This is a genomic window from Bacillus sp. 16GRE42 (assembly GCF_019837435.1).
Classification (GTDB): Bacteria; Bacillota; Bacilli; order Bacillales; family Bacillaceae_G; genus Bacillus_A; species Bacillus_A wiedmannii.
On record NZ_JADAXF010000009.1, the window covers coordinates 48,820 to 61,604 of the forward strand.

Below are 12,785 nucleotides of genomic sequence, written 5' to 3' on the forward strand. Positions count from 1 at the left end.
TCCAAATTGATAGAACGTCTTCTCTCTTTACTTCATAATATATCTTTGGGGACTTATTTATTTTGTGGCGTATTTAAAAAATTGATAAATTCATCTTCATTTATAGGTTTACTGTAGTAATAACCTTGAATTAGATAACATGAATTACTTTGTAACACTTTTAACTGTTCCTTCGTTTCTACCCCTTCTGCTATTACTTTCATATTTAAAGTATGAGCTAGCGAAATAATCGTTTGTATAATTTCATCTCCATCATTTGAAGTTCCAATCCTATTCACAAATTCTCTTGGAACTTTCAAAGTATCAATTGGATACAAAGGTAGATATGCTAATGAAGAATATCCTGTACCAAAATCATCAATTGATAAATGTACACCATATGATTTTAATGCTTTTAACTTCGATAAAGTTTCTTTTTCATCTACCATGGCAATTCGCTCTGTTAATTCCAAATCAATTAAGTTAGCTGGTACTCCTATTTCTTCTATGGTAGAAATAATCGTTTGAACGAAATCTTTCTTTTCAAACTCTATAGCTGATAAATTTATCCCCATCTTTAAATTTGAATAGCCCGCAGAATGCCATTCTTTTAGTTGCCGACACGCTTCCTGTAACGTCCATTTCCCAATTGAAATAATCTGCGACGTCTCTTCCGCGATAGGTATAAACTCAAAAGGTGAAATTAGCCCGAACTCTGGATGTTGCCAACGTATTAAAGCCTCTGCACCAATAACCTTTCCTGCCTTACTATCAACTTGTGGTTGATACAATAAAAACAACTCATTATTTTCTATTGCATTTGGTAAATCCTGCTCTAATCGTAAGCGTCTTGTTATTTTTTGAGATAATGTCTCGTCATACATACAAACAGCATTGTTACCTTTTTCCTTCGCGCTATACATGGCGATATCAGCATGTTGTAAAAGTGTTGTGGCATTGGTTCCTCCAAATGGATACAACGCTATTCCTATACTAAGGGATAAATAAAAGCTGTGTTGATTTATTACAAATGGTTCTTCAGTTATACGAAAAAGTATTTCGCACAAATCTAATAGCTGTTTCTCTGTTTTATTATGGACAATGATTGCAAACTCATCTCCCCCTATTCTTGCTAAAGGAATAGTTGGTGACAGACATGTCCTAAAACGTTTGGCAACTTCTTTTAAAACCCTGTCACCAATTGCATGACCTAGTGTATCATTAATGGTCTTAAAGCGGTTTAAATCTATATACAGGAGTCCAAACTTATCCTGTGTTTTTTGTACACGCTCAATGGATCTGTCTAATTCTTGTTGGAAGAATATTCGATTCCCAATCTCCGTCACCGTATCATGAAATGCTAGATAGTTTATCTCATCCTGTTGTTGCTTCAACCTCGTTATGTCTTTTACGATTACATAACTCCCAAAAGTTTGTCCTTCTATCATAATAGGAACAATAGTGACATACCAAAAATGTATATCCTTCTCATTATTATCTTTCACACGTAACTGTAACGAAGACGAACTACATCGTTTCCCTTTCTTTAGAGCTGCTGCCAATTCAGGTTTATCTTCATCTAAAAAAATAGAGAGGCACTCTTTTCCTATTAATGCAGCACTTTCTTCCCCTAATAACATACTTCCAGACTGGTTTATATTTAATACGGTACCATTTGAATCAATTGTTAATATAGGATCTGGATGATACTCATATAATGACTTAAACCTCTCTTGATTTTTTACCAAATCATTAGATTTTTTTATTAAATCCGCTGTTCTTTGAAATACTTTTTGCTCTAATTGATTATTAAACACTTTTAATGTTTCGGTTAAATCTTTGTTTTGCATGCGTACAATTATATGACGAATCAGTACAAATACAAAGGCAATACAATTTCCCGTAATCAGTGTAGATGAAGAAGTTTGCTCTTTCAAAGTAAAACCAATTAAGATTGCAACTGCAAGATAAGGGAATATGACAAGAAGTTTCTTTCCAAATGTCGGATTAATAATAAAATAATTTCTTTTAGAAGATGTACTCCTTGGAATAGCGGCAGCAATGGCAATAAATAATAGAAAAACTCTATACAAACACCTTAATAATATAAGTGAACGTTGTGATAAATCATCTTGTAAATAGAAATATAAGTAATCCGTAATGGACAATCCAGTTAATACTAAGATAAAAATAAATAATTTACTTTTCGCATTAAAAATTGCTGGTCGAAAAATCAGGCTAACTCCTAGTAAAAGAAGCAATAAATCTATAATTGGGAAAATAAATGAAAGAAAGACATCTCCAATTGATAAGAATAAGATATTTGCAGAAGGTTTATTAAATAGGTACCACTCTAAGGTGAAAATAGCAGTAACAACAATACATAAATCACAAATTAAATACGCTTTTTCCCACTTGTTACATTCCAACATGATTTTATAAAAGAACGCAAAGAGAAAGAAGAATAAGAAAAACAACAAAAATACATCAGAGATATTAAAATTTTGTATTGGTAATTCTACATTAAGTACTTGAAAAGCAGATATAAAATTCCCTATCAAGAAACACCCTATTGCAATAGTAATACAAACCCAAAAGACTCCTAGTTTAATTTTTCTTGATGCTATCGAGTAAAGTAATGAGATAAATACAGTAATTTCAACAACTAAGGATGATAGTCGTATATTAAAATCTGATACAAAATACTCATTCGGAAAAACAAATAAAAATATAAAGCAAAAGCTTAAATAAGCTACTAAAGCCAATATCAATACATAAAATTGCACATGTGAATGTTTACGCAATGGACTCACCTTCTTAATTTTTTCTAGACTTTTACTAAAAATGACTTGATACGGCACAGCTCGTATTCATTAAACTGAGTGTTACCTATCATTCCATATTATGACCTTTTTAAAAGATTTCTTTCTACATACCACAGTCTTATTTGCTGCCCGCAGATATTCCCTATTTTCAACTAAGGATTCCCAAAAGAATAAGATGTAAAATGTGTTTTTAAGTATTCGCTCATCGTTAATTTGAATGATACAAATTAACTGTTCTTTGAATATGAGATAGAATCTAAGCTTTAATTGCAACATAGCTAGTCGCTTATTATCGCACTTAGAAAAAAGGAAAATATGCTATCATTAACTTAGAAATTCGAATTAAAAGACCAAACTTACTGTAACTATTGTAGTTACAGTAAGAAGTGATGTCAATTTCGAATAACTCCCCTTTTAAAGAACAAACGAAAGAACTACTTATCGCTAAAAGTTTATGTGAAAAAGCCCATATATATATGTGCTGAACCATTAAACATTATAGACATTTATTCACGAATATAAATTGAAGAGCTGATTCAACAATTTAATCTCACAATGGTTATTGTTTAGCATGATAAGGCATTTCACCAAAATGTTGCAACTAAAACTATATCTATGTAACTTCACTCGAATCACTAATAAATCAAGCCATTAGTTTATAAAGTCTTTGAATATAGTGTCGAAAAAAGCCTAATTTCTCTACAATACATTGAGAAATTAGACTTTTTAATAGGAAAATTATGATCCATAAACAATGAATAATTTACCTGCTAGGCTTATCTGTTAAAGCAGAAATAATCCTGTTCACTAAGTCTTCTGGCATCCATTCATAATTTGTATCATTCGTTTCATTTGGTCCTAAAGAATCAATGAACTTTTTAAATTTTGGAAACAGAACAATAGAAGTGATCCAATGTATCGTATGATTTATGGAGAAGAAATGAAAAACCCCTTGTTTTTCACCCTCCTTTAATATTTCTTTTAACTGTTCAAAATTACCTATGAAATATGGTTTAATCTTTTCTAATCGTTCACTTTCCTTAATAATCTCCTCATATGCCAATGCTCCAATTTCAGGATTTTCTTTTATATGTGCAGTAAAGACTGTTAAATATTCTTTAAGAGCATTGATAGGATTAAATTGATTCTTCTCAAGGAAATTAGGTAACTCATTAGCAAGGCCATATTTCTTAAATACTTCATAATACAGGTTTTCTTTCCCATTAAAATAGTATGAAGCCATAGCGACATTCACTTTCGCTTCTTTTGCAATTTCTTGTATGCTCGTACCTTCGTAGCCACGCTCTCCAAATTTTTTCTTAGCAGCCTTCAAAATTTTTTCCATCGTCTGCTCTCGAGATTTCCCCATTTCACACACCTCAAATAATATATATTTCACTTCAAAAATCCAATAAGGACTTTGAATAGAGTATCTTTTTAATAAAATTTAATTATATATTTAAAGTAGTAACTTAACAACCGATGAGGTCTTCATTACTTTAAACAATTCGCCACACTACGTACGCCTCAAAAAGAGACAGCTCTTCAATCTCTCCTATCCTAATTAAACGTCATGCTTAAAAAAATATCCCCCTGCGTGACATGAATAGCTTTCAAATATTTTACGCTCTTTTCTACTTGAGCAAAAGAATGAACAAAAAATAATAAGGATCAGAGTTTATCTGTAAAAACAGATAAACTCTGATCCTTTCATTACGTTATACAGATTTTATAAAACCTTTATACTCATATTTTGATGAAATAATTACCCATCAATTGTACCTTATTTACTGATTAGATTTGTTTAATCTCAATATAAGGTCCTTTGATGCTTAATTTGTTAATGTCATTTGAAATATTACCTACAGTTGTTTTTTCATTAAACGTGTAGACCTTTTCACCATTTACAAAGATACCCCAATTTTTATCTTCGTAACTGATACCATAACCAGCATTGCTAGATGTAGCTTTAAGCTGATCCCCATTCATTGAAAAAGATAATTTTCCTTTTCCTTTGTTAAGCTGGTTATTCACGTTGTTGATACCAATCATTTGTTCTTCAAGGGCTTTTTGGTTATCAAGAGTAACTTGATGGTTTTTCCAGTCTAATTTATAGTTGTTTGTAAAGAACTCATTATATGTATCCTTATTATTTGTTCCCCACCATTTTGAACTCACCCATTCAATATTATACTGATCTGAAATTCTACGATTTGTTATTTTTAAATCTGATGTAGATTCTGTTTTATCAGCAGTGATAACCGCTACTACATTAGGAGAAAAACCATATCCTGTTAAAGCTGGTACTGTGTCTTTTGAAACAAAATTATTGGTTCCTTCATTATAACTACGCGATTTCATAAATAGTTGATTACCATAGAAAGTATTGAATGAATCACGATTATAAATTCCCCACTCTGGGAAATTAAACGATTGGAATCCTACTTTCCAATTTAATTTTTTATCTGTGTGAGTCTCTAATACCGTTTTATAATCTACCTGATCATAAGATACACTTTCTTTCCAAGCAAAGCTACCTGTAATACTTGCATCGGCATTTGGCCCTTTATCATTTACCCCAACTTTAACACTTCCACCAAGTGTATATCCTACCTCAGAAGTAACCTTTGCTGAAGTCATTGTATTAACTGGGGCAACTTTATGGAATTGAGCGCTATCACTACTAGTTATTTCTGCTTCAGTATGATAAGCCGATGGCCATTTTAAACCTGCGTTATAGTATCCGCTATTAATTGTATATTTAGCATCTATATTACTACCATCAGTTGTAACAATTGCAATTTTTTTATCCGCGTAAGGATCCTCGATAAAAGAAACCTTTATTGAATTTTTGATATTCTGCTTCATGTCATAAGTAGTCTTAAAACTATTATAGACTTTTCCACCATTTTGAAGATTTTCTACAGTTCCTTTAGAATCTGCAAATGCGGATGTTGCTTGTATACCAAGTGATCCAGACATAATAACGGACGCTACGGCAACACTTTTAGCTATTCCCTTTGCTTTTTTCATACAGACAGCCACTCCTTCTTAAACATTTAAAAAATATAAACGTATTATTTTTAGCTCTCAATACTAGAGATAGATTTATAACGTTACAATGTAGAAATTTATTAATCTTTATGCCAATAACTATCAACACTTGATTTGCTAATTTCCATCTCTTCTTTACTGATAACTATTATCAATATCATTAAAACACAGAATAACGATTTAAACAACAATTTTAAATATGTATTTAAAATTGTTGTTTAAAAAAGTGCAAAAAAATTTTAGAATTCTTTATTTCGAGAATTACTATATTTTCATTTACTTATTGCAACCTATATTCAGATACATTATTCCCTTTCCATTCATAATAATCTAAAATACCCTCATAAATGGCTTCTGCTGCGACCTGCCTTCCGTTTTCTGTAGATAACTTACTGTAATCAATACCATTATCTATAAAAGCAAGTTCCGTTAACACAGCTGGCATGTCATTTTCCCTTATAACATGGAGATCTCCATGTTTAACGCCTCTATCACGTGTTTGAAGAGCGTCTACTAATCGAGTTTGAATTTTTTCAGCTAAAACACGACTTTCTTCCACATGAGGATTTGTCTTTTTAGATTCAGAAGATTTATAGTAGTATGTTTCTGTCCCTTTTGCATTACCATTATAAGCATTTGCATGAACACTTATAAAGATATCCCCCTGATTTTGTTTAGCAAATTTCACACGTTCCTGTAAAGAGCTTTTTTGATCATGTCCTGGTCTAGTATCAGATTTACGAGTTAATAAAACTGTAAATGGTGTATGTTTTTCAAGCAATTTTTGTAGACGTAAAGAAGTGTCTAGTACAATCTTACTTTCAGGTAATCCCTTTGTGTCTTTTCCAGGATCTTCGCCACCATGTCCGGGATCAATAATTATGGTTTTACTTTCTAAGGGATTACTATGACTATATTGAAGCATATCTGTTTTTGCAGTTAGTTGTGCAGCTTCAGCGCGTGTTATGAATTTATTTGGTTGCCAACCATTATCTGTACCAACTGAAATTTTTAAATCAATTAAAGTATTTGCGAACTTTTCACCCCAATGGCCCTTTAAATCTTCAAATTTACTTTGTCCATTGCTAGTGTTTTTATTTTGTAGTTTATATGCATTCACTAGCATAGTAGCCATAGCAGCACGAGTAACTTTTCCAGAAGGATTAAATATTCCATTTCCTTCACCTTTAATGATTCCTGCCTTTTCAGCTGCGGCAATATAAAGGGTTCCCCAGTGGTTTTGTGAATCTTTAAAAGATGGTTTTGCATTTAAATCAATGTGTATACCAAGAGCCTTTGTCATAATTGTTGCTGCAGAAGCTCTATCTAGTGTATCACTTGATCCAAAAGTCCCATCTGGATATCCACTCAATACTTGTTTATCAACTAAATAAGTAACGGATTTGTCAGCCCATGCGGGAACATCTGGGAATCTGTGAGTATCTGCAACAATACTAGTAGAATATGATAGTAAACTTCCAGCAAGAATTCCTGTAGCAATTAATTTGTTCTTCAAAATTTAGCACCTCTAAGAAATTATTACAAGTTGGTAAATTATATAAATTATAGTTAATCTTTAAATAATATGATTCCGAATAAAGTATAGATTAAGTTGGTGTCATCACTATATTACAGATAAAGAATCTTATATCGAACTATTATTTCGAGAAGAACCCTTCGACATACACTTATAGATTGATACTATTAAATATATTCACCAACATCGTGTAACTAGTATAGTTACTTATATATACGAGTGTCAATTAAAACAATCTTACATTTTTGTAAGGTAACAGCATAAATAATTACTTTATATTATTAAATAGTGGTCTTATATTTTAAACAAAAATTGATTATTTGTTAGGAAAACAACTTATAATAACTACCCTTTCGACGATCCCTTTAAAACTTACTTACACTTCAATTCTCCGTTAAATACCACTGTGAATGCTCCTCAATTAGCAGCCATGATTACTAGAATTTTCAAGAATTATGCCCCTCGAAATAACATATCTAGAAACCACCGAAAGCGGCCACGAATGTATTTGCTAGTATAAAAACACAATTCACCTTTTTACTCCCTTAAGGCACCTTTGAACTTTAGAAGGAACAAAAAAAAAGAGGGATTTCTTCCCTCTTCACCAATAAAGTCGAACATATTTACAATTAAGGAAGGGTATCCATTCATCAGGAGATGAATGAAATAATAACAGTTCACCTAGTGAATTATAACATAATTACACTTCCATTAATAGATTATTTTTACATTTATGGAATAATTGTGACAGAACTGTTAAACATCTTAATATTAAAAGGCTTTATATGTATAGAACTAGAAAATGGCTAGTGTAGGGATAAAATATAAGGGGGATATATAATTATGTTTACAAAAAAACAAAAATTAGTAACAACCGTAACAGCTTTAACATTAGGATGTGGATTTACTTTTGGATTAACACCGGCATTTGCAGATTCTAATAAGGCGTCTGTAAGCACTACACCTATTCATTCTATTCAAAAACAAGAACAAGAGCCGTTTACTGGATATGTCATTTCAGTAGAAAATAATTATTTAGTGGTTGCTGCTACATCTACAAAAGATGAAGCTCTCGCTTTTCAAAATGATTGGTGGGAGTTAGTTTCTCAAAATAAAATTTTAAGGGTTCCTATTTCAGATGGTGAAAATTACACTATAGGTGAACAGATAAATGTTTATGCTGCTGCATGGACCAATTCTTTACCGCCAATTGCTGTAATGCCTAAAATTGAAAAAGTAATTCAATAGATTATGCTAAAAATAACAGGGCATCATTCTAATTAGAATGATGCCCTGTTATTTAGTAAAAAACCGAATACATAATATTTATATTCTTTTTCGTTACTCTCTGATTCCCATTATATATTAACCTAATATTTATCAAACTATGCCTGACGTAGATCCTACATCTCACATTACTGTAAAGATATAAATGGCTCCTTTTAGTAGTTTCGTTTATAATTACATGGTATACCCTTTAAAAGCATTATGAAATACCTTATTTCATACCCCCTATCTTTTATAATCTTACTGCTATCGCTAGCCGGTTTAACTCTTCAATTCTATTTTTAAAGATTCATAAATTCTTCTAAAGTCAGTTTTTTCTCATATATTCTTTCAGCAATATCCCCGACATAGCGAATATGCCACGGTTCATATGCATATCCAGTAATACTCTCTTTACCTTTTGGATAACGGATGATAAATCCTGCACGATACGCATTTTCTTTCAGCCATTTTCCTTCTTTCGTATTCGCAAAGGTTAACTCCAGCTCATTATTTGCACTTTTAGAAGAAACATCCATCGTTAATCCTGTTTGATGTTCACTATGTCCTGGCTTTGCCGAGAAGCGATCCGTATGCTCTTGTCCTTTTCTTTTCACGTTGTTTGCATACAGGTTTATTTGATAATCATAGGAGCGAAACCCTGAAACAGCATTCAACTGGATTCCTTCTTTCTTTGCTAAATCAAATAACCTTTCTAGTGCTTCTGCTGCCTCTTTACGAAGGTAACTCTTTTCTAGCGTTCCACTGAATGAGAATGGTACATTTGGTACAACTAAATCCTCCGGTTTATAGTCTTCGGGCAATCCGTATTAAAACAGCATATGGAACAACTGACCGTATATTAATAAAAACGATCAAACAAAATTATGTCTTATTTACAACAGATAAAGTTTCCATTTTAAATGCAATAAACGCTTAAAAATGAACATATTAACTGGCTGAAACAAAGGCCAAGTTAATTAAAAAGGTGCGAAGCCCTAGAATTGACTTTACACCTTTTTTAAATACTCTATATGAATGTAAATCCCCTTTAACACTTCAGTAAGATATGTATCACTTCTATCACACCTTACTACTTTACATCCCATTTTTCTAAGTAAAGTAGAACAATCCCCTATTCTCTGTATTAGTTACACCGTACTTCGCACCATGTAAGTCAAATATATTTTTTACAATTGAAAGAACAAAGCCCGTGCTTAAGCTTGGAAAATTATTCGAGATATACAAGGTTTTTATTCCTGAATACAGCATAAAAAAAGCCTTGGCGACCAAACCAAGACTTTTTTATGACCTTACGACCTATCAATCAACAAGAATCAGAACCACCCGACTTCTTATTCATTATTATCTAGCATACACCCTCACTGTACTATACGTTTTTTATATTTTCAACAATTTGCATTCCTTTTACACAACATTCATACTTTTCAAGTCTGAATGTACCCTTACTCTACCTCTGCCATATAAATCTCCATCCAAATGATCTGTCCCTTTTTCAACAATTGTATATGCAGGAAGAAAACGCTCTCCATTTTCCTTATAAATATTTCCTGCCAATGTCTTGCCCTTATATTGCTCACTAACTTTTTTCAATGTATCTAATCCAAAGTTAAATTCATGATTTCCAAATGCCCAAGCATCATATCCCATTGCATTCATCGCTACCATCATTGGCGATTGTGGTTAATCGTTGAATAATTCTACTGAGTTTCCTTGAATAGTATCCCCGGCATCTACTAATATGGTATTTGGATTTTCTTGACGTACTTTCTTTATAACCGTATAAATCTGTGTTAAACTTCCACTCGTATTTGCACCATCAAGCGCATAATCCCAGGGCATAAATCTACCATGAATATCTGCAGTACCTAACAATGTAATATTAACATCAGATTCCTCAGCTTTTGAGATAGATGGCTTGATTGTTACTGCTGTTCCAAGAAGTATAAGAATAACAAAATAACATACATAGTTTCTCCATTTCATTTTATGCATAATAACAATATTTCTCTTCTTTTTGGACTGTCATAAAGTTGCTTGAACTTTGAAAATATAAATTATTATTCAGAAAACTTAAACTACACAAAGTAATTTTGCGGGTGATTCTGCATGAAAAACAAAAAATGATATAGAAAAAGCACTGCCGAATTGTTCAGCAATACTTTTCTGTTAAACGTACTATAACAATGAACGTCTACTTTCTGTTATTCATAAGTTCTATAGGTTCTTATATTTACTTTAATTTCAAGATACGTTCTATTTCCTCTACACTCAACTTACTTGCTTTTGCAATAGTTTCAAGCGGTACACCTATTTCATGCATCCCTCGAATCATTTGCATCTTACCTTGCTCAATACCTTTTTCCACGCCCTCTTGTTCTGCATGTGCTAACTTGGCTTGTTCATCTAGAAGTAATTTCTCTCGAGCTTCATAAGCTGTTCGGAAAGAAGAATCATGGCTCATATTTTCCCATTTATTAATTGCCTTTTGTAAAATTGGATCTTGATTCATCGCAATCTCCTCCAATGTTTGAGTTAAATGTTCATCTTCATGTGCTGGTAATAATAACATCCAACGAACAAATGTATTTTCCCAAGGGTTTACTTTTTCTTCACGCCATTGTTTTACTAATTTCGGTATCTCTACAAAATGGATTTCAATGTCGTCACTTAAAATTTGTTGCATTTTTGTATTCCATAATTGTCCGATGGTATGAAATTCATCTTCCTGAGAAAATAAAATAAAATCTAATAAGTTAATGGTAATTGTTTTCCGAAGTGAACGATATGGCATCCCTTCTTGCATTTGGGATGTATAAAGTTTACTCCAATAATATAAAGATCGCTTCACCATATCATGTGTATTTCGAAGCTGAATTTCGATATTTACCTGCGTCCCATTATCTAAAGTTGCTAATAGGTCTAAAATTGATAATTTATCATCTTCATAAGATTTATGGAGATGTGGATCATCTAGTTGTAGCGATGTAATAGGTGTCTCTAACGATTCTTCTAAAATTGCATTTAAGAAACCCGTTAAAATTTCTTCATTTCCTTTCGTCCCAAATAACTGTTTAAAAGCAAAATCAATTCGTAAATTTACTAATTTAGTGGACATGGATTTCCTCTCCCTGTCTATATCATCTCTTATTCTTATTGTACATAATAAAAGGTAGAACATGCAAACAGACCCTTATGTTATCTCACATAAGAGCCTTCGTAAATTCAAAAAATTGGTTCTGAGCAAAAAAATTGTAAGTAACATCATTTTTGTCCAGAACCTTTATTTTTATCTATTCTTTTTCTGGCCAAATTTTCGTGTTTGGTTCTAATAACCACTTGTGGTCTTCCTCCATGATACGATCATTCCATGGGTTATTCTCAAGATGTCGAATCATCCAACAAAAATACATGGCATATCCAGGCGCTGTTGCTTGTGGATGGTCTAGCTCACCCGGAATTGTAATAAAGCTATTATGTACAACGCGATATGCATCCTCACCAACCATTGCACATCCAAATCCCTGTGGTTTGTTAAAGCGATAATAATATACCTCCGGTTGATCATGGTGATGTGGTGGATAACTAGACCATCTCCCAGGATAAGAAATAACCTCGCCTACTACCATATTAGAATATGCAGCATTGTTATAGTCAAAAATCGTACGAATAACACGCTGCGCTGTTCCTTCCCATACTCCTTCCCCAGCTACAACACTTTGACATTCATTTGGAGTATATAACTTAGACGCAAATTCTTGATCATTATCTGTTTTTTGAACAAGCACTTCACTATCTGAAAGAGCAGTAATTGTAACCTTCACATTTTTAGATACATGTAAGCACCAAGGGTTTTCTTCAAACACAGACTGTCTTTGAATAACTTGTTCCATTCCTTCCCACTCTAAACGTATTGCCCCTTCTAGTAAAAGAATTGCCGTTTCATTCTTATCATCAAATAGCAACTCTTCTTTCTCATTAAACATCTTATATATGCCTATATCCATTAACATATCACTGCATTGACCGTTCATTTCTGTTAATACATTATATCCTTCAGTTAATTCACCTAATTTTCCTAACATGGCTTTCTCCCCCTTTTA

The 12,785-nt window shown here is 32.4% G+C and carries 7 protein-coding genes and 4 pseudogenes; 3 read left to right on the forward strand and 8 right to left on the reverse strand.

Annotated features, from left to right (window positions below):
* Positions 1–53 precede the first annotated feature (53 nt).
* Positions 54–2,783, reverse strand: coding sequence for a sensor domain-containing protein (locus ILS93_RS26950; RefSeq protein ID WP_222661650.1), 2,730 nt, complete (start codon positions 2,781–2,783; stop codon positions 54–56).
* 443 nt (positions 2,784–3,226) lie between these two features.
* Here ILS93_RS26950 and ILS93_RS26955 point away from each other — a divergent pair.
* Positions 3,227–3,374 (forward strand): annotated as a pseudogene (locus ILS93_RS26955) (Lsa family ABC-F type ribosomal protection protein); the annotation flags it as partial.
* A 193-nt stretch (positions 3,375–3,567) separates the two neighbouring features.
* On the opposite strand, the gene hlyIIR reads toward ILS93_RS26955, so the two are convergent.
* From hlyIIR to ILS93_RS26970, 3 genes are all read right to left on the reverse strand, one after another.
* Complete coding sequence (gene hlyIIR, locus ILS93_RS26960) at positions 3,568–4,173, reverse strand: hemolysin II regulator HlyIIR (RefSeq protein ID WP_222661651.1); 606 nt, start codon at positions 4,171–4,173, stop codon at positions 3,568–3,570.
* 425 nt (positions 4,174–4,598) lie between these two features.
* Positions 4,599–5,837 (reverse strand): hemolysin II HlyII, encoded by a 1,239-nt coding sequence (gene hlyII / locus ILS93_RS26965; RefSeq protein WP_222661652.1) that lies wholly within the window; start codon positions 5,835–5,837, stop codon positions 4,599–4,601.
* A gap of 301 nt (positions 5,838–6,138) precedes the next feature.
* Positions 6,139–7,374 carry an N-acetylmuramoyl-L-alanine amidase gene (locus ILS93_RS26970; RefSeq protein ID WP_222661653.1) on the reverse strand — a complete coding sequence of 412 codons (1,236 nt, stop codon included), beginning with the start codon at positions 7,372–7,374 and terminating at the stop codon, positions 6,139–6,141.
* An 864-nt stretch (positions 7,375–8,238) separates the two neighbouring features.
* On the opposite strand from ILS93_RS26970, the gene ILS93_RS26975 reads away from it, so the two are divergent.
* Entirely contained in the window at positions 8,239–8,643 is a 405-nt protein-coding gene (locus ILS93_RS26975) for a DUF3221 domain-containing protein (RefSeq protein WP_222661654.1), read from the forward strand.
* Between the two features lie 320 nt (positions 8,644–8,963).
* On the opposite strand, the pseudogene ILS93_RS26980 reads toward ILS93_RS26975, so the two are convergent.
* Positions 8,964–9,491 (reverse strand): annotated as a pseudogene (locus tag ILS93_RS26980) (M15 family metallopeptidase); the annotation flags it as partial.
* Between ILS93_RS26980 and ILS93_RS29235 the strand changes: the two are divergent.
* A pseudogene (locus ILS93_RS29235) lies at positions 9,482–9,601 on the forward strand (SunI/YnzG family protein); the annotation flags it as partial. The pseudogenes ILS93_RS26980 and ILS93_RS29235 overlap by 10 nt on opposite strands.
* Before the next feature lie 551 nt (positions 9,602–10,152).
* Here the strand turns inward: ILS93_RS29235 and ILS93_RS28845 are convergent.
* From ILS93_RS28845 to ILS93_RS27000, 3 genes and pseudogenes are all read right to left on the reverse strand, one after another.
* A pseudogene (locus tag ILS93_RS28845) lies at positions 10,153–10,677 on the reverse strand (metallophosphoesterase); the annotation flags it as partial.
* 238 nt (positions 10,678–10,915) lie between these two features.
* The gene (locus tag ILS93_RS26995) at positions 10,916–11,800 is read right to left on the reverse strand and encodes an Rpn family recombination-promoting nuclease/putative transposase (protein ID WP_222661657.1); all 885 of its coding nucleotides are present in this window, start codon (positions 11,798–11,800) and stop codon (positions 10,916–10,918) included.
* Between the two features lie 175 nt (positions 11,801–11,975).
* Positions 11,976–12,767 (reverse strand): 5-deoxy-glucuronate isomerase, encoded by a 792-nt coding sequence (locus ILS93_RS27000; protein ID WP_222661658.1) that lies wholly within the window; start codon positions 12,765–12,767, stop codon positions 11,976–11,978.
* Positions 12,768–12,785 lie beyond the last annotated feature (18 nt).